The following is a 20,762-nucleotide window of genomic DNA, read 5'->3' as shown; positions in this document are numbered from 1 at the left end:
TTTGAGACTATTTTTGCCACCATCAAGAAACGTCTATACTCGCAGTTTACGCAGAACTTTTGACGAAAGGACGCCACTTCATTATGGCTCACCCTCATTTATTAGCGGAAAGAATTTCCCGCCTGAGCAGTTCGCTGGAAAAGGGGCTTTATGAACGTAGCCACGCCATCCGCCTGTGTTTGTTAGCGGCATTAAGCGGCGAAAGCGTATTCCTGCTCGGCCCGCCAGGTATTGCCAAAAGTCTGATTGCCCGGCGTTTAAAATTCGCCTTTCAAAATGCTCGCGCGTTTGAATATCTGATGACCCGCTTCTCCACCCCGGAAGAAGTTTTTGGCCCGCTTTCCATTCAGGCGCTAAAAGATGAAGGCCGCTATGAGCGTTTAACCACCGGTTACCTGCCGGAAGCAGAAATCGTCTTTCTTGATGAGATCTGGAAAGCCGGGCCAGCGATTCTTAATACCCTACTGACCGCTATTAATGAACGCCACTTCCGCAACGGTGCACATGTCGAAAAAATTCCTATGCGCTTGCTGGTGGCGGCCTCCAACGAACTGCCGGAAGCAGACAGTAGCCTGGAAGCGTTATATGACCGTATGCTGATTCGTCTGTGGTTAGATAAAGTGCAGGATAAAGCGAATTTCCGCTCCATGTTGACCAGCCAACAGGATGAAAATGACAATCCAGTTCCTCCCTCTCTACAGGTTACAGATGAGGAATATGAACGCTGGCAGAAAGAGATTAGTGAAATTACGCTGCCCGATCATGTATTTGAGCTGATTTTTATGCTGCGCCAACAACTGGATAAATTGCCGGATGCCCCCTATATTTCCGATCGCCGCTGGAAAAAAGCGATCCGTTTACTGCAGGCCAGCGCCTTTTTTAGCGGTCGCAATGCGGTTGCCCCGATTGATCTGATCTTGCTGAAAGATTGCCTGTGGTATGACGCGCAAAGCCTGAATTTGATTCAACAACAAATTGATGTATTGATGACCGGTCACGCATGGCAACAGCAAGGGATGTTGACTCGCCTGGGCGCGATTGTGCAGCGTCGCCTGCAACTTCAGCAACAACAAAGCGATAAAACGGCTTTTACCGTGATTCGTCAGGGCGGTATGTTCAGCCGTCGCCCACAATATCAACTTCCAGCCGACGTTACCGCTTCCACGTTGACCCTGCTGCTGCAAAAACCATTAAAACTGCATGATATGGAAGTGGTTCATATCGCTTTTGAGCGTAGCGCACTGGAACAGTGGCTGAACAAAGGCGGTGAAATTCGCGGCAAATTAAATGGTATTGGTTTTGCCCAGAAGCTGAATATGGAAGTTGATAGCGCCCAACATCTTGTTGTCCGTGATGTCAGTTTGCAGGGTACGACACTGGCTCTCCCCGGCACATCTGCAGAAGGCCTGCCTGGCGAAATAAAACAACAACTGGAAGAGCTTGAAAGTGACTGGCGTAAACAACAAGTTTTATTCAGCGAACAGCAAAAATGTCTGTTTATCCATAGCGACTGGTTAGGTCGCATTGAAGCCAGCCTACAGGATGTCGGTGCCCAGATTCGCCAGGCGCAACAATGCTAACACTGGATACGCTTAATGTAATGCTGGCCGTCAGCGAAGAGGGATTGATCGAAGAGATGATCATCACGCTGTTGGCCTCGCCACAACTGGCTGTTTTCTTTGAAAAATTCCCACGCCTGAAGGCGGCAATCACTGATGATATTCCCCGCTGGCGTGAGGCGCTGCGCAGTCGGCTGAAAGATGCACGCGTCCCACAGGAACTCACTGAAGAGGTCATGTGCTATCAGCAAAGCCAACTTCTCTCCACACCGCAATTTATTGTGCAGTTACCGCAGCTCCTGGACTTACTGCATCGACTAAATTCCCCATGGGCCGAACAAGCCCGGCAGTTGGTTGATGCCAACAGCACGATCACCCCAGCATTACACACGCTTTTTCTCCAACGTTGGCGCTTAAGTCTGATCGTGCAAGCGACGACGTTAAATCAACAATTATTAGAAGAAGAACGCGAACAACTGTTGAGCGAGGTTCAGGAACGCATGACGTTAAGCGGTCAACTTGAACCGGTTCTGGCGGAAAACAACACCGCAGCCGGTCGCCTGTGGGATATGAGCGCCGGTCAGCTCAAACGCGGCGACTATCAGTTAATTGTGAAATATGGTGAATTTCTTAACGAGCAGCCGGAGCTGAAACGTCTGGCAGAACAGTTAGGGCGTTCACGGGAAGCAAAATCGATCCCCCGCAACGATGCGCAGATGGAAACCTTCCGCACAATGGTACGCGAACCAGCGACCGTTCCTGAGCAGGTTGATGGCTTGCAGCAAAGCGATGATATTTTACGCCTTCTGCCGCCGGAACTGGCGACTCTGGGCATTACTGAACTGGAGTATGAATTTTACCGTCGGCTGGTGGAAAAACAGTTGCTCACTTATCGCCTGCACGGTGAATCATGGCGTGAAAAAGTTATCGAACGTCCGGTCGTCCATAAAGATTATGACGAACAGCCGCGCGGGCCGTTTATTGTCTGCGTAGATACATCTGGCTCAATGGGCGGCTTTAATGAACAGTGCGCGAAAGCGTTCTGTCTGGCCTTGATGCGCATTGCCCTCGCTGAAAATAGGCGCTGCTTTATTATGTTATTTTCCACCGAGATCGTCCGTTATGAGCTTTCAGGCCCACAAGGCATCGAGCAAGCGATCCGTTTTTTAAGCCAGCAGTTTCGTGGCGGCACCGATCTTGCCAGTTGTTTTCGCGCCATTATGGAGCGCTTGCAAAGCCGGGAATGGTTTGACGCCGATGCGGTGGTGATTTCTGATTTTATCGCCCAACGGTTGCCTGACGACGTGACGAGTAAAGTAAAAGAGTTGCAGCGGGTACATCAGCATCGCTTTCATGCCGTGGCGATGTCGGCGCACGGCAAACCCGGCATCATGCGCATTTTCGATCATATCTGGCGCTTTGATACCGGGATGCGTAGCCGCCTGCTCAGACGCTGGCGGCGATAAGTCATTACAACAGAGAAGAGACGCTCTCGCGAACGGCCGCAGGCCATACGCCGCACTGAACCTGCCCAATATGTGGCAGTTGCAGCAACAACATGGTTAAACGAGACTGACCGATACCGCCGCCGATAGTCTGTGGCATTTCGCCGCGCAGCAGCGCCTGATGCCACTCCAGTTGCAGACGATCTTCATCACCGGTCAGCGCCAGTTGATGTTTCAACGTCTCGGCATCCACACGGATACCCATTGAAGAAAGCTCAAACGCATCTTCCAGTACGGGGTTCCACACCAGAATATCGCCGTTCAACCCCGCATATCCAAGCTCTGAAGGAGTACTCCAGTCATCATAATCCGGTGCGCGCACGTCGTGGCGGTGGCCATCGCTTAACTTGCCGCCAATTCCGACGAGGAATACCGCGCCAAGATCTTTCGCAATCGCCCGCTCACGCCCTTTGGCATCAAGATCCGGATAACGGGACAGTAATTCCTGACTATGTACAAAGTGGATCTGATCCGGCAGGAACGGTGCCAGGCCAAACTCTTTGCTAACTGCGGCTTCGGTCGCTTTAATTCCCGCCCAGATCGCCTCTACCGTGCTTTTCAGAGTGGAGAATTGGCGCTCACCGTCGCCCATTACGCGTTCCCAATCCCACTGATCAACATAGACCGAGTGCAACGGGGAAAGACGGTCTTCATCGGGGCGAAGGGCTTTCATGTGCGTGTAAAGCCCTTCGCCCACGCTGAAGTCGTGTTGCCCTAATGTCTGACGTTTCCACTTCGCCAGTGAATGAACCACTTCGAACTGGGCGTCAGGCAGCGCTTTCACTTTTACCTGCACCGCTTTTTCACAGCCCGACAAGTTATCCTGCGTGCCATCCCCCACACGGCTAAGGATTGGCGCCTGGACTTCAATCAGCCCTAAGCGTTCTTCCAGTTGACGAGAAAAGTGAGATTTCACGAAGCTAATTTGACGTTGTTTGGCAATGTAAGCGGTTTTCATTTTTTATACTCCTGCGTCCTGTTGCTTATGATTAAGCAACAAAAACCGGCACACATGCAATAATCATTCAATAAAAAGCCTTGCTTACTTTTGATTCATTAAAAATTAAGGCTAAAATAGACTGAATCATTAATATTCATAAGAAAAATCTATGGAAAATTATCAAATCGACAATCTGGACCGCGGCATTCTGGAAGCATTAATGGGCAATGCGCGTACCGCTTACGCCGAACTGGCGAAACAATTTGGCGTCAGTCCGGGAACGATCCACGTTCGCGTAGAGAAAATGAAGCAGGCAGGGATTATTACTGGTGCTCGGATTGATGTTAGCCCGAAACAGCTCGGTTATGACGTAGGCTGCTTTATCGGCATTATATTGAAGAGCGCCAAAGACTATCCTTCCGCGCTGGCAAAACTGGAAAGCCTTGATGAAGTAACTGAAGCCTATTACACCACCGGCCACTACAGCATCTTTATTAAGGTAATGTGCCGCTCGATCGACGCTCTCCAGCATGTACTTATCAACAAGATCCAAACAATTGATGAAATTCAGTCCACTGAAACTCTGATCGTACTGCAGAACCCGATCATGCGTACTATCAAGCCATGATCGACTTTTTTAATCCCATACTTTTCCACAGGTAGATCCCAAAGCGTTCACAGCGTACAATACGCCACTCTTAAAAAAGGTGGCGGTTTATGGCAGATATTACTCTTATCAGCGGCAGCACCCTCGGTGGTGCCGAATATGTGGCAGAACACCTGGCTGAAAAGCTGGAAGAGGCAGGTTTTACCACCGAAACGCTGCACGGCCCGTTGTTAGAAGAGTTATCTACCTCTGGGATCTGGCTGGTTATCAGTTCTACCCACGGTGCCGGAGACATTCCGGACAACCTCTCTCCTTTCTATGAAGCATTGCTGGAACAAAAAACCGATCTTTCTGCGGTACGCTTTGGCGCAATCGGCATTGGTAGTCGTGAATACGACACTTTTTGTGGTGCTATCGATAAACTCGATGCTGAACTCAAAAATTCCGGTGCGAAACAGATTGGCGAAACACTGAAGATCAACATCCTTGATCATGACATTCCGGAAGATCCGGCAGAAGAATGGCTGGGATCGTGGGTTAATTTACTCAAATAACTATACAGATCGTGCGATCTACTGTGGATAACTCTGGTAGGAAGCTTGGATCAACCGGTAGTTATCCAAAGAACAACTGTTGTTCAGTTTTTGAGTTGTGTATAACTCCTCATTCTGATCCCAGCTTATACTGACCAGGATCACCGATCATTCACAGCTAATGATCCTCAGCAGGTCATTGATCTTAAAAGCCAGATCCTTGTTATCCACAGACCAGGTCGATCCTAATAAGAGATCACAATAGAACAGATCTCTAAATAAAAAGATCTTCTTTTTAATACTCAGGATCCCAGGTCTTTCTCAAGCCGTCAAAGTTGAGTAGAATCCACGGCCCGGGCTTCAATCCATTTTCATACCGCGTTATGCGAGGCAATCACCATGTTTTATCCGGATCCTTTTGACGTCATCATCATTGGCGGGGGTCATGCAGGCACCGAGGCAGCGATGGCCGCGGCGCGTATGGGTCAACAGACTCTGCTTTTGACACACAATATCGACACTCTGGGGCAGATGAGCTGCAACCCGGCGATCGGCGGTATTGGGAAGGGACATCTGGTAAAAGAAGTGGATGCACTCGGCGGTCTGATGGCAAAAGCGATCGACCATGCAGGTATTCAGTTTAGGATACTAAACGCCAGCAAGGGGCCAGCGGTTCGGGCTACCCGGGCACAGGGGATCGCGTGCTCTATCGTCAAGCGGTACGTACTGCTTTGGAGAATCAACCGAACCTGATGATCTTCCAGCAGGCGGTTGAAGATCTTATTGTCGAAAACGATCGCGTGGTCGGCGCTGTTACCCAAATGGGCCTGAAATTCCGTGCCAAAGCTGTCGTTCTTACTGTCGGGACTTTCCTTGACGGTAAGATTCATATCGGTCTGGATAATTACAGCGGTGGTCGTGCTGGCGATCCTCCATCCATTCCGCTCTCGCGCCGTTTACGTGAACTTCCGCTGCGTGTTGGTCGTCTGAAAACCGGGACACCGCCGCGTATTGATGCGCGTACCATCGACTTTAGCGTCCTTGCACAACAGCATGGCGATAACCCGATGCCGGTGTTCTCGTTTATGGGCAATGCGGCCCAGCATCCACAGCAGGTGCCGTGCTACATCACCCATACCAACGAAAAAACGCATGACGTGATCCGCAGTAACCTCGATCGCAGTCCGATGTATGCCGGAGTGATCGAAGGTGTCGGCCCACGCTACTGTCCGTCGATCGAAGACAAAGTCATGCGCTTTGCTGACAGAAACCAGCATCAGATCTTCCTTGAGCCAGAAGGGTTAACGTCTAACGAAATTTATCCGAACGGTATCTCCACCAGCCTGCCGTTCGATGTGCAGATGCAAATCGTCCGCTCCATGCAGGGGATGGAAAACGCGAAGATCGTGCGTCCGGGTTATGCCATTGAATATGACTTCTTCGATCCGCGTGACCTGAAACCTACGCTGGAGAGCAAGTTTATCCAGGGGCTGTTCTTTGCCGGTCAAATTAATGGCACTACAGGTTACGAAGAAGCGGCGGCGCAAGGTTTGCTGGCCGGTCTTAACGCCGCTCGCCTGTCTGCAGACAAAGAAGGCTGGGCACCGGCGCGCTCCCAGGCGTACCTCGGCGTACTGGTAGATGACCTCTGCACACTGGGTACTAAAGAACCGTATCGTATGTTTACCTCTCGTGCGGAATATCGTCTGATGCTGCGCGAAGATAACGCCGACCTGCGTCTGACTGAAATCGGACGTGAGCTGGGGCTGGTTGACGATGAACGTTGGGCGCGCTTTAACGAGAAACTCGAAAATATCGAGCGTGAGCGTCAGCGTCTGAAATCCACTTGGGTAACCCCGTCGGCGGAAGCTGCTGCCGAAGTGAATGCTCACCTGACTGCGCCGCTTTCCCGTGAAGCCAGTGGTGAAGATCTGTTGCGTCGTCCGGAAATGACCTATGAAAAATTAACCTCGCTGACGCCGTTTGCCCCTGCGTTGACAGACGAGCAGGCGGCGGAACAGGTTGAGATTCAGGTTAAATATGAGGGTTATATTGCGCGCCAACAGGATGAGATCGAAAAACAGCAGCGTAACGAGAACACACTGCTGCCTGCGACACTGGATTACCGCCAGGTATCCGGTCTGTCTAACGAAGTGATCGCTAAACTCAACGATCACAAACCGGCCTCTATTGGTCAGGCTTCGCGTATTTCTGGCGTCACGCCTGCGGCCATCTCCATTCTGCTGGTGTGGCTGAAAAAACAAGGTATGCTGCGTCGTAGCGCATAACGCATTAAAAATGCCTGGTAAGCACCCGCTTACCGGGCAACGCATCAAGAACAGGTAATCACCGTGCTCAACAAACTCTCTTCACTGCTGAAAGACGCAGGAATTTCGCTTACCGATCACCAGAAAAATCAGCTTATTGCCTACGTAAATATGCTGCATAAATGGAATAAGGCGTACAACCTGACTTCGGTCCGCGATCCTAATGAGATGCTGGTACGCCATATTCTCGACAGCATTGTCGTGGCACCGTATCTGCAAGGTGAACGTTTTATCGATGTCGGTACAGGACCGGGTCTGCCAGGTATTCCACTCTCTATTGTGCGTCCTGAGGCCCACTTCACGTTGCTGGATAGCCTCGGTAAACGCGTGCGCTTCCTTCGTCAGGTGCAACATGAGTTAAAACTGGAGAACATTGAGCCAGTACAGAGTAGGGTAGAAGAGTTTCCGTCAGAGCCACCGTTTGATGGTGTGATTAGCCGTGCTTTTGCCTCTCTGAACGATATGGTGAGCTGGTGCCATCATCTTCCTGGTGAACAAGGTCGTTTTTATGCGCTGAAAGGCCAAATGCCAGAAGATGAAATGGCCCTGCTACCAGCAGAATATCAGGTTGAATCAGTGGTTAAACTTCAGGTTCCGGCTCTGGATGGCGAACGTCATCTGGTGGTGATTAAAGCAAATAAAATTTAATTTTTATCAAAAAAATCATAAAAAATTAATCGGTTTGACTGTTAACAACAACCGGGTTTTTTACTGATATAACTGGTTACATTTAACGCCACGTTCACGATTTTGATTCAATACTGTAACGTGGCTTTTTTTGATAAGCAGAAAATAAGTCATTAGTGAAAATATCAGCCGGCTAAAAATCGGCGCTAAGAAGCATAACTTGCTGTTAAAATATTATTAAGAATGTCAATGGCTGGTTTTTGTTGTGTAAATGTCATTTATGAAAACAGTATCTGTTTTTAGACTGAAATATCAGAAGCTTGCAATGGCATCATTTGCCAAGTAAATAAATATGCTGTGCGCGAACATGCGCGATATGTGATCTGAAGCACGCTTTATCACCAGTGTTTACGCGTTATTTACAGTTTTTCATGATCCGACATGGTTAGCAGAAAAGTCGCAATTGTATGCACTGGAAAAATATTTAAACATTTATTCACCTTTTGGCTACTTATTGTTTGAAATCACGGGGGCGCACCGTATAATTTGACCGCTTTTTGATGCTTGACTCTAAGCCTTAAAGAAAGTTTTATACGACACGCGGCATACCTCGAAGGGAGCAGGAGTGAAAAACGTGATGTCTGTGTCGCTCTTGAGTCGAAACGTTGCTCGGAAGCTTCTGCTCGTTCAGTTACTGGTGGTGATAGCAAGTGGATTGCTGTTCAGCCTCAAAGACCCCTTCTGGGGCGTCTCTGCGTTAAGCGGGGGCCTGGCAGTCTTTCTGCCTAACGTTTTGTTTATGATATTTGCCTGGCGTCACCAGGCGCATACACCAGCGAAAGGCCGGGTAGCCTGGACATTCGCTTTAGGCGAAGCTTTCAAAGTTCTGGCAATGTTGGTGTTACTGGTGGTGGCGTTGGCGGTTTTAAAGGCGGTATTCTTGCCGCTGATCGTTACGTGGGTTTTGGTGCTGGTGGTTCAGATACTGGCGCCGGCTGTAATTAACAACAAAGGGTAAAAGGCATCATGGCTTCAGAAAATATGACGCCGCAGGATTACATAGGACACCACCTGAATAACCTTCAGCTGGACCTGCGTACATTCTCGCTGGTGGATCCGCATAACCCCCCAGCCACCTTCTGGACAATTAATATTGACTCCATGTTCTTCTCGGTGGTGCTGGGTCTGTTGTTCCTGGTTTTATTCCGTAGCGTAGCCAAAAAGGCAACCAGCGGCGTACCAGGTAAGTTTCAGACCGCGATTGAGCTGGTAATCGGCTTTGTTAATGGTAGCGTGAAAGACATGTACCATGGCAAAAGTAAGCTGATTGCTCCGCTGGCCCTGACGATTTTTGTCTGGGTGTTCCTGATGAACCTGATGGACTTACTGCCTATCGATCTGCTGCCGTACATTGCTGAACATGTACTGGGGCTGCCTGCTCTGCGTGTGGTTCCGTCTGCTGACGTGAACGTAACGCTGTCTATGGCACTGGGCGTATTTATCCTGATTCTGTTCTACAGCATCAAAATGAAAGGCATCGGCGGCTTCACGAAAGAGTTGACGCTGCAGCCGTTCAATCACTGGGCGTTCATTCCTGTCAACTTAATCCTTGAAGGGGTAAGCCTGCTGTCCAAACCTGTTTCACTCGGTTTGCGACTGTTCGGTAACATGTACGCGGGTGAGCTGATTTTCATTCTGATTGCTGGTCTGTTGCCGTGGTGGTCACAGTGGATCCTGAATGTGCCGTGGGCCATTTTCCACATCCTGATTATTACGCTGCAAGCCTTCATCTTCATGGTTCTGACGATCGTCTATCTGTCGATGGCGTCTGAAGAACATTAATTTACCAACACTACTACGTTTTAACTGAAACAAACTGGAGACTGTCATGGAAAACCTGAATATGGATCTGCTGTACATGGCTGCCGCTGTGATGATGGGTCTGGCGGCAATCGGTGCTGCGATCGGTATCGGCATCCTCGGGGGTAAATTCCTGGAAGGCGCAGCGCGTCAACCGGATCTGATTCCACTGCTGCGTACTCAGTTCTTTATCGTTATGGGTCTGGTGGATGCTATCCCGATGATCGCTGTAGGTCTGGGTCTGTACGTGATGTTCGCTGTCGCGTAGTAAGCGTTGCTTTTATTTAAAGAGCAATATCAGAACGTTAACTAAATAGAGGCATTGTGCTGTGAATCTTAACGCAACAATCCTCGGCCAGGCCATCGCGTTTGTCCTGTTCGTTCTGTTCTGCATGAAGTACGTATGGCCGCCATTAATGGCTGCCATCGAAAAACGTCAAAAAGAAATTGCTGACGGTCTTGCTTCCGCAGAACGAGCACACAAGGACCTTGACCTTGCAAAGGCCAGCGCGACCGACCAGCTGAAAAAAGCGAAAGCGGAAGCCCAGGTAATCATCGAGCAGGCGAACAAACGTCGCTCTCAGATTCTGGACGAAGCTAAAGCTGAGGCAGAACAGGAACGTACTAAAATCGTGGCTCAGGCGCAGGCGGAAATTGAAGCCGAGCGTAAACGTGCCCGTGAAGAGCTGCGTAAGCAAGTTGCTATCCTGGCTGTTGCTGGCGCCGAGAAGATCATCGAACGTTCCGTGGATGAAGCTGCTAACAGCGACATCGTGGATAAACTTGTCGCTGAACTGTAAGGAGGGAGGGGCTGATGTCTGAATTTATTACGGTAGCTCGCCCCTACGCCAAAGCAGCTTTTGACTTTGCCGTCGAACACCAAAGTGTAGAACGCTGGCAGGACATGCTGGCGTTTGCCGCCGAGGTAACCAAAAACGAACAGATGGCAGAGCTTCTGTCTGGTGCACTGGCACCAGAAACGCTCGCCGGGTCGTTTATCGCAGTTTGTGGTGAGCAACTGGACGAAAACGGTCAGAACCTGATTCGGGTTATGGCTGAAAATGGTCGTCTTAACGCGCTCCCGGATGTTCTGGAGCAGTTTATTCACCTGCGTGCTGTGAGTGAGGCTACCGCTGAGGTAGACGTCATTTCCGCTGCCGCGCTGAGTGAACAACAGCTCGCGAAAATTTCTGCTGCGATGGAAAAACGTCTGTCACGCAAAGTTAAGCTGAATTGCAAAATCGATAAGTCTGTAATGGCAGGCGTTATCATCCGAGCGGGTGATATGGTCATTGATGGCAGCGTACGCGGTCGTCTTGAGCGCCTTGCAGACGTCTTGCAGTCTTAAGGGGACTGGAGCATGCAACTGAATTCCACCGAAATCAGCGAACTGATCAAGCAGCGCATTGCTCAGTTCAATGTTGTGAGTGAAGCTCACAACGAAGGTACTATTGTTTCTGTAAGTGACGGTGTTATCCGCATCCACGGCCTGGCCGATTGTATGCAGGGTGAAATGATCTCCCTGCCGGGTAACCGTTACGCTATCGCACTGAACCTCGAGCGCGACTCTGTAGGTGCGGTTGTTATGGGTCCGTACGCTGACCTTGCCGAAGGCATGAAAGTTAAGTGTACTGGCCGTATCCTGGAAGTTCCGGTTGGCCGTGGCCTGCTGGGCCGTGTGGTTAACACTCTGGGTGCGCCAATCGACGGTAAAGGTCCGCTGGATCACGACGGCTTCTCTGCTGTAGAAGCTATCGCTCCGGGCGTTATCGAACGTCAGTCCGTAGATCAGCCGGTACAGACTGGTTATAAAGCTGTTGACTCCATGATCCCAATCGGTCGTGGTCAGCGTGAATTGATCATCGGTGACCGTCAGACCGGTAAAACCGCACTGGCTATCGATGCCATCATCAACCAGCGCGATTCCGGTATCAAATGTATCTATGTTGCTATCGGTCAGAAAGCGTCCACCATTTCTAACGTGGTACGTAAACTGGAAGAGCACGGCGCACTGGCTAACACCATCGTTGTGGTAGCAACCGCGTCTGAATCCGCTGCACTGCAATACCTGGCACCGTATGCGGGTTGCGCAATGGGCGAATACTTCCGTGACCGTGGTGAAGATGCGCTGATCATTTACGATGACCTGTCTAAACAGGCTGTTGCTTACCGTCAGATCTCCCTGCTGCTCCGTCGTCCGCCAGGACGTGAAGCATTCCCGGGTGACGTATTCTACCTCCACTCTCGTCTGCTGGAGCGTGCTGCGCGTGTTAACGCCGAATACGTTGAAGCTTTCACCAAAGGTGAAGTGAAAGGGAAAACCGGTTCTCTGACCGCGCTGCCGATTATCGAAACTCAGGCTGGTGACGTTTCTGCGTTCGTTCCGACCAACGTAATTTCTATTACCGATGGTCAGATCTTCCTGGAAACCAACCTGTTCAACGCCGGTATTCGTCCTGCGGTTAACCCGGGTATCTCCGTATCCCGTGTTGGTGGGGCAGCACAGACCAAGATCATGAAAAAACTGTCCGGTGGTATCCGTACCGCTCTGGCGCAGTATCGTGAACTGGCAGCGTTCTCTCAGTTTGCATCCGACCTTGACGATGCAACGCGTAAGCAGCTTGACCACGGTCAGAAAGTGACCGAACTGCTGAAACAGAAACAGTATGCGCCGATGTCCGTTGCGCAGCAGTCTCTGGTTCTGTTCGCAGCAGAACGTGGTTACCTGGCGGATGTTGAACTGTCGAAAATCGGCAGCTTCGAAGCCGCTCTGCTGGCTTACGTCGACCGTGATCACGCTCCGTTGATGCAAGAGATCAACCAGACCGGTGGCTACAACGACGAAATCGAAGGCAAGCTGAAAGGCATCCTCGATTCCTTCAAAGCAACCCAATCCTGGTAACGTCTGGCGGCTTGCCTTAGGGCAGGCCGCAAGGCATTGAGGAGAAGCTCATGGCCGGCGCAAAAGAGATACGTAGTAAGATCGCAAGCGTCCAGAACACGCAAAAGATCACTAAAGCGATGGAGATGGTCGCCGCTTCCAAAATGCGTAAATCGCAGGATCGCATGGCGGCCAGCCGTCCTTATGCAGAAACCATGCGCAAAGTGATTGGTCACCTTGCACACGGTAATCTGGAATATAAGCACCCATACCTGGAAGATCGCGACGTTAAACGCGTGGGCTACCTGGTGGTGTCGACCGACCGTGGTTTGTGCGGTGGTTTGAACATTAACCTGTTCAAAAAACTGCTGGCGGAAATGAAGACCTGGACCGACAAAGGCGTTCAATGCGACCTCGCAATGATCGGCTCGAAAGGTGTGTCGTTCTTCAACTCCGTGGGCGGCAATGTTGTTGCCCAGGTTACAGGTATGGGGGATAACCCTTCCCTGTCCGAACTGATCGGTCCGGTAAAAGTGATGTTGCAGGCCTACGACGAAGGCCGTCTGGACAAGCTTTACATTGTCAGCAACAAATTTATTAACACCATGTCTCAGGTTCCGACTATCAGCCAACTGCTGCCGTTACCGGCGTCAGATGATGATGATCTGAAACATAAATCCTGGGATTACCTGTACGAACCCGATCCGAAGGCGTTGCTGGATACCCTGCTGCGTCGTTATGTCGAATCTCAGGTTTATCAGGGCGTGGTTGAAAACCTGGCCAGCGAGCAGGCCGCCCGTATGGTGGCGATGAAAGCCGCGACCGACAATGGCGGCAGCCTGATTAAAGAGCTGCAGTTGGTATACAACAAAGCTCGTCAGGCCAGCATTACTCAGGAACTCACCGAGATCGTCTCGGGGGCCGCCGCGGTTTAAACAGGTTATTTCGTAGAGGATTTAAGATGGCTACTGGAAAGATTGTCCAGGTAATCGGCGCCGTAGTTGACGTCGAATTCCCTCAGGATGCCGTACCGCGCGTGTACGATGCTCTTGAGGTGCAAAATGGTAATGAGCGTCTGGTGCTGGAAGTTCAGCAGCAGCTCGGCGGCGGTATCGTGCGTACCATCGCAATGGGTTCCTCCGACGGTCTGCGTCGCGGTCTGGATGTAAAAGACCTCGAACACCCGATCGAAGTCCCGGTAGGTAAAGCGACTCTGGGCCGTATCATGAACGTACTGGGCGAACCGGTCGACATGAAAGGCGAGATCGGTGAAGAAGAGCGTTGGGCGATTCACCGCGCAGCACCTTCCTACGAAGAGCTGTCAAACTCTCAGGAACTGCTGGAAACCGGTATCAAAGTTATCGACCTGATGTGTCCGTTCGCGAAGGGCGGTAAAGTTGGTCTGTTCGGTGGTGCGGGTGTTGGTAAAACCGTAAACATGATGGAGCTTATTCGTAACATCGCGATCGAGCACTCCGGTTACTCTGTGTTTGCGGGCGTAGGTGAACGTACTCGTGAGGGTAACGACTTCTACCACGAAATGACCGACTCCAACGTTATCGATAAAGTATCCCTGGTGTATGGCCAGATGAACGAGCCGCCGGGAAACCGTCTGCGCGTTGCACTGACCGGCCTGACCATGGCGGAGAAATTCCGTGACGAAGGTCGTGACGTTCTGCTGTTCGTTGACAACATCTATCGTTACACCCTGGCCGGTACGGAAGTATCCGCACTGCTTGGCCGTATGCCTTCAGCGGTAGGTTATCAGCCGACCCTGGCGGAAGAGATGGGTGTTCTGCAGGAACGTATCACCTCCACCAAAACAGGTTCTATCACCTCCGTTCAGGCGGTATACGTACCTGCGGATGACTTGACTGACCCATCACCGGCCACCACCTTTGCGCACCTTGACGCAACCGTGGTACTGAGCCGTCAGATCGCGTCTCTGGGTATCTACCCGGCCGTTGACCCGCTGGACTCCACCAGCCGTCAGTTGGACCCGCTGGTAGTTGGTCAGGAACACTACGACACCGCGCGTGGCGTACAGTCCATCCTGCAACGTTATCAGGAACTGAAAGACATCATCGCCATCCTGGGTATGGATGAACTGTCTGAAGAAGATAAACTGGTGGTAGCGCGCGCTCGTAAGATCCAGCGCTTCCTGTCCCAGCCGTTCTTCGTGGCAGAAGTATTCACCGGTTCTCCGGGTAAATACGTCTCCCTGAAAGACACCATCCGTGGCTTTAAAGGCATCATGGAAGGCGAATACGATCACCTGCCGGAGCAGGCGTTCTACATGGTCGGTTCCATCGAAGAAGCTGTGGAAAAAGCCAAAAAACTTTAACGCCTTAATCGGAGGGTGATATGGCAATGACTTACCACCTGGACGTCGTCAGCGCAGAGCAACAAATGTTCTCTGGTCTGGTCGAGAAAATCCAGGTAACGGGTAGCGAAGGTGAACTGGGAATTTACCCGGGCCACGCACCGCTGCTCACCGCCATTAAGCCTGGTATGATTCGCATCGTGAAACAGCACGGTCACGAAGAGTTTATCTATCTGTCTGGCGGCATTCTTGAAGTGCAGCCTGGCAACGTGACCGTTCTGGCCGACACCGCAATTCGCGGCCAGGATCTCGACGAAGCGCGAGCCATGGAAGCGAAACGTAAGGCTGAAGAGCACATTAGCAGCTCTCACGGCGACGTAGATTACGCTCAGGCGTCTGCGGAACTGGCCAAAGCGATCGCGCAGTTGCGCGTTATCGAGTTGACTAAAAAAGCGATGTAACACCGGCTTGAAAAGCACAAAAGCCAGTCTGGAAACAGGCTGGCTTTTTTTCGCGCGTCGCCGCGAGATTTGTTCTGCTATGTTTTTATATCCCGCAATTAAACCGTCTTTATAACTCAGCGAAATCCTTCGTTGGTTTTCTTGTTTATTCATTGATCGAAATAAGAGCAAAAACATCAGGCTGACGCTTAAATGAAGGTGATGCCTTACTTTTATGCAGACAAAAGGCGTGACGATGGTCGAAAATGGTGCTTTCGCCAGCGAGGATAATCCGTTATTGAACAATTTATCCTCTGTCCATTTCACGATGAAAAAAATGTAGTTTTTTCAAGGTGAAGCGGTTTAAATTCGTTCTCAAATTACAGTCAGGACGCGTATGTTGAATAATGCTATGAGCGTAGTGATCCTTGCCGCGGGCAAAGGCACTCGCATGTATTCCGATCTTCCGAAAGTGCTGCATACCCTTGCCGGGAAAGCGATGGTTCAGCATGTCATTGATGCTGCGAATGAATTAGGCGCAGCACACGTTCATCTGGTGTATGGTCACGGTGGCGATCTGCTTAAACAGGCGCTGAAAGATGACAACCTGAACTGGGTACTTCAGGCAGAGCAACTGGGTACTGGTCATGCGATGCAGCAGGCTGCGCCTTTCTTTGCCGATGATGAAGACATTTTAATGCTTTACGGCGACGTACCGCTGATCTCTGTCGAAACACTCCAGCGTCTGCGTGATGCTAAACCGCAGGGCGGCATTGGCCTGTTGACGGTGAAACTGGATGACCCGACCGGTTATGGTCGTATCACCCGTGAAAACGGCAAAGTTACTGGCATTGTTGAACATAAAGATGCCACCGATGAGCAGCGTCAGATTCAGGAAATCAACACCGGCATTCTGATCGCCAACGGCGCAGATATGAAACGCTGGCTGGCGAAGCTGACTAACAATAACGCTCAGGGCGAATACTACATCACCGATATTATTGCGCTGGCGTATCAGGAAGGGCGTGAAATCGTCGCTGTACATCCGCAACGCTTAAGCGAAGTTGAAGGCGTGAATAACCGCCTGCAACTCTCCCGTCTGGAGCGCGTTTATCAGTCCGAACAGGCTGAAAAACTGCTGTTGGCAGGGGTTATGCTACGCGATCCGGCCCGTTTTGATCTGCGCGGAACGCTTACTCACGGGCGTGATGTTGAAATTGATACTAACGTTATCATCGAGGGTAATGTTACTCTCGGCAATCGCGTGAAAATTGGCACTGGTTGCGTGATTAAAAACAGCGTGATTGGTGATGATTGCGAAATCAGCCCATATACAGTGGTGGAAGACGCGAATCTGGCAGCGGCCTGTACCATTGGCCCGTTTGCCCGTCTGCGCCCGGGGGCAGAGCTGCTTGAAGGCGCACACGTCGGTAACTTTGTTGAGATGAAAAAAGCGCGTCTGGGTAAAGGTTCAAAAGCCGGTCATCTGACTTATCTGGGCGATGCGGAAATCGGTGATAACGTTAACATCGGTGCAGGAACCATTACCTGCAACTATGATGGTGCGAATAAATTTAAAACCATTATTGGCGACGATGTGTTTGTCGGCTCTGACACCCAACTTGTTGCACCGGTAACGGTTGGTAAAGGCGCGACTATTGCTGCGGGTACTACCGTAACGCGCAATGTTGGCGAAAACGCTCTGGCAATTAGCCGCGTGCCGCAGTCGCAAAAAGAAGGTTGGCGTCGTCCAGTAAAGAAAAAGTAATTCTGGCCGGGTAATCCGGCCTCCTGGGATGAGGAGATAACATAATCTCCCGCCTGCAAGCAGTAACAATAAAAATAACCCCACTCTCTACAAGGCTCGGGGCGCCCGGAAAAACGGGCATACAGGTTGACCGACAACGATATCAATCGGAATTAAAAACTATGTGTGGAATTGTTGGCGCGATCGCGCAACGTGATGTAGCTGAAATCCTTCTTGAAGGTTTACGTCGTCTGGAATACCGCGGTTATGACTCTGCTGGCCTGGCAGTAGTCGATGCGGACGGTAATATGACCCGTCTGCGTCGTCTCGGTAAAGTGCAAATGCTGGCCCAGGCAGCGGAAGAACATCCTCTGCATGGCGGAACGGGTATTGCTCATACCCGTTGGGCGACCCACGGTGAACCTTCAGAAGTGAATGCGCATCCGCATGTTTCTGAACACATTGTGGTGGTGCATAACGGCATCATCGAAAACCATGAACCACTGCGTGAAGAGTTAAAAGCGCGTGGCTATACCTTCGTTTCTGAAACCGACACCGAAGTGATTGCGCATTTGGTTAACTGGGAACTGAAACAGGGCGGCACCCTGCGTGAAGCTGTTCTGCGTGCTATCCCGCAACTGCGTGGCGCTTACGGTACGGTAATTATGGATACCCGTCACCCGGATACCCTGCTGGCGGCTCGTTCCGGTAGTCCGCTGGTTATCGGCCTTGGCATGGGCGAAAACTTTATCGCTTCTGACCAACTGGCACTGCTGCCGGTGACCCGTCGCTTTATCTTCCTTGAAGAGGGTGATATTGCGGAAATCACTCGCCGTTCAGTAAACATCTTCGATAAATCTGGCGCGGAAGTTAAACGCCAGGATATCGAATCCAATCTGCAATATGATGCGGGCGATAAAGGCATTTACCGTCATTACATGCAGAAAGAGATCTACGAACAGCCGAACGCGATCAAAAACACTCTTGCCGGGCGTATCAGCCACGGTCAGGTGGATCTAAGTGAACTGGGGCCGAACGCAGATGAACTGCTGTCGAAGGTTGAGCATATTCAGATCCTCGCCTGTGGTACTTCGTACAATTCAGGTATGGTTTCCCGTTACTGGTTTGAATCGCTGGCTGGTATTCCGTGCGACGTCGAAATCGCCTCTGAATTCCGCTATCGCAAATCTGCTGTTCGCCGTAACAGTCTGATGATCACCCTGTCGCAGTCGGGAGAAACCGCGGATACACTGGCTGGCCTGCGCCTGTCGAAAGAGCTGGGATATCTCGGCTCGCTGGCGATCTGTAACGTTGCAGGCTCTTCTCTGGTTCGTGAATCCGATTTGGCGCTGATGACCAACGCAGGTACTGAAATTGGCGTGGCGTCCACCAAAGCATTCACCACTCAGTTAACTGTGCTGTTGATGCTGGTGGCAAAACTGTCCCGCCTGAAAGGCCTGGATGCCTCCATTGAACATGACATCGTGCATGGTCTGCAGGCGCTGCCGAGCCGTATCGAGCAGATGCTGTCTCAGGACAAACGTATTGAAGCTCTGGCGGAAGATTTTTCTGATAAACACCACGCGTTGTTCCTGGGCCGTGGCGATCAGTACCCCATCGCGCTGGAAGGCGCATTGAAGCTGAAAGAGATCTCCTACATTCACGCCGAAGCCTATGCTGCGGGCGAACTGAAACACGGCCCGCTGGCGCTGATTGACGCTGATATGCCGGTTATCGTCGTTGCACCGAACAACGAACTGCTGGAAAAACTAAAATCCAACATCGAAGAAGTTCGTGCGCGTGGCGGTCAGTTGTACGTCTTTGCCGATCAGGATGCAGGATTTGTGAGCAGCGATAACATGCACATCATCGAGATGCCGCATGTGGAAGAAGTGATTGCTCCGATCTTCTATACCGTTCCGCTGCAACTATTGGCGTACCACGTCGCGCTGATCAAAGGCACCGACGTTGACCAGCCGCGTAACCTGGCAAAATCGGTTACGGTTGAGTAATACACAGATGCCCTGCTTTCGCAGGGCATTTTTTCCTGTTATGTTTTTAATCAAACATCCAGCCCACGTCATGTGACAAATCGTCATCTTCGGCTATTTTTTCACTGTCACAGAGTGAAAATTTTCTGTTATCTCTTCTTTATTAATATTTGTAACATACTGAATTTAAATGGTTATTTAAATAAGAGTGAAGACTTTCTTTCTCTGTCATAAAACTGTCATAAACCTTACATATAACTGTCACCTGTTTGTCCTATTTTGCTTCTTGTAGCCAACAAACAATGCTTTATGAATCCTCCCAGGAGACATTATGAAAGTTATGCGTACCACCGTCGCAACTGTTGTCGCCGCGACCTTATCGATGAGTGCTTTCTCTGTGTTTGCAGAAGCAAGCCTGACAGGTGCAGGTGCAACCTTCCCTGCGCCGGTGTATGCCAAATGGGCTGACACTTACCAGAAAGAAACCGGTAATAAAGTTAACTACCAGGGGATTGGTTCTTCTGGTGGCGTAAAACAGATTATCGCTAACACCGTTGATTTCGGTGCTTCTGACGCACCGCTGTCTGACGAAAAACTGGCTCAGGAAGGACTGTTCCAATTTCCGACCGTGATTGGCGGCGTCGTGCTGGCAGTTAACCTGCCGGGTCTTAAATCTGGCGAACTGGTGCTGGATGGTAAAACCCTCGGTGACATCTACCTGGGCAAAATTAAAAAGTGGGATGACGAAGCGATCGTCAAACTGAATCCGGGTCTGAAACTGCCTTCACAGAACATCGCCGTGGTGCGCCGCGCAGATGGCTCCGGGACTTCTTTCGTTTTCACCAGCTACCTGGCGAAAGTAAATGAAGAGTGGAAAAACAGCGTTGGTACTGGCTCTACCGTAAAATGGCCGATCGGTCTGGGTGGTAAAGGTAACGACGGTATTGCCGCATTTGTTCAGCGTCTGCCAGGGGCAATTGGCTACGTTGAATATGCTTACGCGAAGCAAAACAACCTCGCCTACACCAAACTGATCTCCGCTGATGGTAAACCTGTTGCGCCGACCGAAGAGAACTTCGCAAATGCGGCAAAAGGCGCAGACTGGAGCAAAACATTCGCTCAGGATCTGACCAACCAGAAAGGCGAAGATGCGTGGCCGATCACCTCTACCACGTTCATTCTGGTTCACAAAGATCAGAAGAAACCAGAGCAAGGTGCAGAAGTGCTGAAGTTCTTCGACTGGGCATACAAAACCGGAGCTAAACAGGCCAACGACCTGGATTACGCCAGCCTGCCGGATAGCGTAGTTGAACAGGTTCGCGCTGCGTGGAAGACCAATATTAAAGACAGTAGCGGTAAGCCACTGTACTAATAAAACTCCAGGCCGGATAAGGCGTTTTACACCGTATCCGGCATTACAAA

General features: G+C 50.7%; 18 protein-coding genes and 1 pseudogene. 18 read left to right on the top strand and 1 reads right to left on the bottom strand.

Features of this window, described 5'->3' with window-relative positions:
* Window positions 1-83: 83 nt before the first annotated feature.
* Together ravA and viaA are read left to right on the top strand one after the other, a co-directional pair.
* Entirely contained in the window at window positions 84-1,580 is a 1,497-nt protein-coding gene (ravA, locus tag ESM_RS0110320) for an ATPase RavA (protein WP_010377977.1), read from the top strand.
* Window positions 1,574-3,025 carry an ATPase RavA stimulator ViaA gene (gene viaA / locus ESM_RS0110315; RefSeq protein ID WP_000956656.1) on the top strand — a complete coding sequence of 484 codons (1,452 nt, stop codon included), beginning with the start codon at window positions 1,574-1,576 and terminating at the stop codon, window positions 3,023-3,025. Before ravA ends, viaA begins: the two co-directional genes overlap by 7 nt.
* 4 nt (window positions 3,026-3,029) lie before the next feature.
* Here the strand turns inward: viaA and asnA are convergent, their stop codons facing one another.
* Window positions 3,030-4,022, bottom strand: a complete 993-nt coding sequence (gene asnA, locus ESM_RS0110310; protein ID WP_000845139.1) for an aspartate--ammonia ligase — start codon at window positions 4,020-4,022, stop codon at window positions 3,030-3,032.
* 151 nt (window positions 4,023-4,173) lie between these two features.
* Between asnA and asnC the strand changes: the two genes are divergently transcribed.
* The 16 genes and pseudogenes from asnC (at window position 4,174) to pstS (ending at window position 20,712) form a co-directional block, all read left to right on the top strand.
* Complete coding sequence (asnC, locus tag ESM_RS0110305) at window positions 4,174-4,632, top strand: transcriptional regulator AsnC (protein WP_000433019.1); 459 nt, start codon at window positions 4,174-4,176, stop codon at window positions 4,630-4,632.
* A gap of 89 nt (window positions 4,633-4,721) precedes the next feature.
* Window positions 4,722-5,165, top strand: coding sequence for an FMN-binding protein MioC (gene mioC, locus ESM_RS0110300; RefSeq protein WP_000763754.1), 444 nt, complete (start codon window positions 4,722-4,724; stop codon window positions 5,163-5,165).
* A 378-nt stretch (window positions 5,166-5,543) separates the two neighbouring features.
* Window positions 5,544-7,432, top strand: a pseudogene (mnmG, locus tag ESM_RS01000000124595) (tRNA uridine-5-carboxymethylaminomethyl(34) synthesis enzyme MnmG).
* A gap of 63 nt (window positions 7,433-7,495) precedes the next feature.
* Window positions 7,496-8,119, top strand: coding sequence for a 16S rRNA (guanine(527)-N(7))-methyltransferase RsmG (gene rsmG / locus ESM_RS0110290; protein ID WP_000932858.1), 624 nt, complete (start codon window positions 7,496-7,498; stop codon window positions 8,117-8,119).
* A gap of 616 nt (window positions 8,120-8,735) precedes the next feature.
* Window positions 8,736-9,116 carry a F0F1 ATP synthase subunit I gene (atpI, locus tag ESM_RS0110285; protein ID WP_000116664.1) on the top strand — a complete coding sequence of 127 codons (381 nt, stop codon included), beginning with the start codon at window positions 8,736-8,738 and terminating at the stop codon, window positions 9,114-9,116.
* 8 nt (window positions 9,117-9,124) lie between these two features.
* Window positions 9,125-9,940: a F0F1 ATP synthase subunit A gene (gene atpB / locus ESM_RS0110280; RefSeq protein ID WP_000135618.1), complete on the top strand. Its 816-nt coding sequence runs from the start codon at window positions 9,125-9,127 to the stop codon at window positions 9,938-9,940.
* A gap of 46 nt (window positions 9,941-9,986) precedes the next feature.
* On the top strand, window positions 9,987-10,226 hold the full coding sequence (gene atpE / locus ESM_RS0110275; protein ID WP_000429386.1) for a F0F1 ATP synthase subunit C: 240 nt from the start codon (window positions 9,987-9,989) through the stop codon (window positions 10,224-10,226).
* A 61-nt stretch (window positions 10,227-10,287) separates the two neighbouring features.
* A complete protein-coding gene (atpF, locus tag ESM_RS0110270) occupies window positions 10,288-10,758 on the top strand; it encodes a F0F1 ATP synthase subunit B (protein WP_001052219.1) in 471 nt (156 codons plus the stop codon).
* 14 nt (window positions 10,759-10,772) lie between these two features.
* Window positions 10,773-11,306, top strand: coding sequence for a F0F1 ATP synthase subunit delta (gene atpH, locus ESM_RS0110265; RefSeq protein ID WP_001288591.1), 534 nt, complete (start codon window positions 10,773-10,775; stop codon window positions 11,304-11,306).
* Between the two features lie 12 nt (window positions 11,307-11,318).
* A complete protein-coding gene (gene atpA / locus ESM_RS0110260) occupies window positions 11,319-12,860 on the top strand; it encodes a F0F1 ATP synthase subunit alpha (RefSeq protein WP_001176745.1) in 1,542 nt (513 codons plus the stop codon).
* A gap of 50 nt (window positions 12,861-12,910) precedes the next feature.
* Window positions 12,911-13,774, top strand: coding sequence for a F0F1 ATP synthase subunit gamma (gene atpG / locus ESM_RS0110255; protein WP_000896498.1), 864 nt, complete (start codon window positions 12,911-12,913; stop codon window positions 13,772-13,774).
* Window positions 13,775-13,800: 26 nt separating this feature from the next.
* The gene (gene atpD, locus ESM_RS0110250) at window positions 13,801-15,183 is read left to right on the top strand and encodes a F0F1 ATP synthase subunit beta (protein WP_000190506.1); all 1,383 of its coding nucleotides are present in this window, start codon (window positions 13,801-13,803) and stop codon (window positions 15,181-15,183) included.
* Window positions 15,184-15,203: 20 nt separating this feature from the next.
* Entirely contained in the window at window positions 15,204-15,623 is a 420-nt protein-coding gene (locus ESM_RS0110245) for a F0F1 ATP synthase subunit epsilon (protein ID WP_001251965.1), read from the top strand.
* A gap of 376 nt (window positions 15,624-15,999) precedes the next feature.
* On the top strand, window positions 16,000-17,370 hold the full coding sequence (glmU, locus tag ESM_RS0110235) for a bifunctional UDP-N-acetylglucosamine diphosphorylase/glucosamine-1-phosphate N-acetyltransferase GlmU (protein WP_000933745.1): 1,371 nt from the start codon (window positions 16,000-16,002) through the stop codon (window positions 17,368-17,370).
* A 161-nt stretch (window positions 17,371-17,531) separates the two neighbouring features.
* Window positions 17,532-19,361, top strand: a complete 1,830-nt coding sequence (gene glmS / locus ESM_RS0110230) for a glutamine--fructose-6-phosphate transaminase (isomerizing) (RefSeq protein ID WP_000334041.1) — start codon at window positions 17,532-17,534, stop codon at window positions 19,359-19,361.
* Between the two features lie 310 nt (window positions 19,362-19,671).
* Window positions 19,672-20,712, top strand: coding sequence for a phosphate ABC transporter substrate-binding protein PstS (pstS, locus tag ESM_RS0110225; RefSeq protein WP_000867170.1), 1,041 nt, complete (start codon window positions 19,672-19,674; stop codon window positions 20,710-20,712).
* Window positions 20,713-20,762 lie beyond the last annotated feature (50 nt).

It is taken from the genome of Escherichia sp. TW09308 (genome assembly GCF_000208565.1).
GTDB lineage: Bacteria > Pseudomonadota > Gammaproteobacteria > Enterobacterales > Enterobacteriaceae > Escherichia > Escherichia marmotae.
This window is presented reverse-complemented; position numbering and strand designations above follow the sequence as displayed.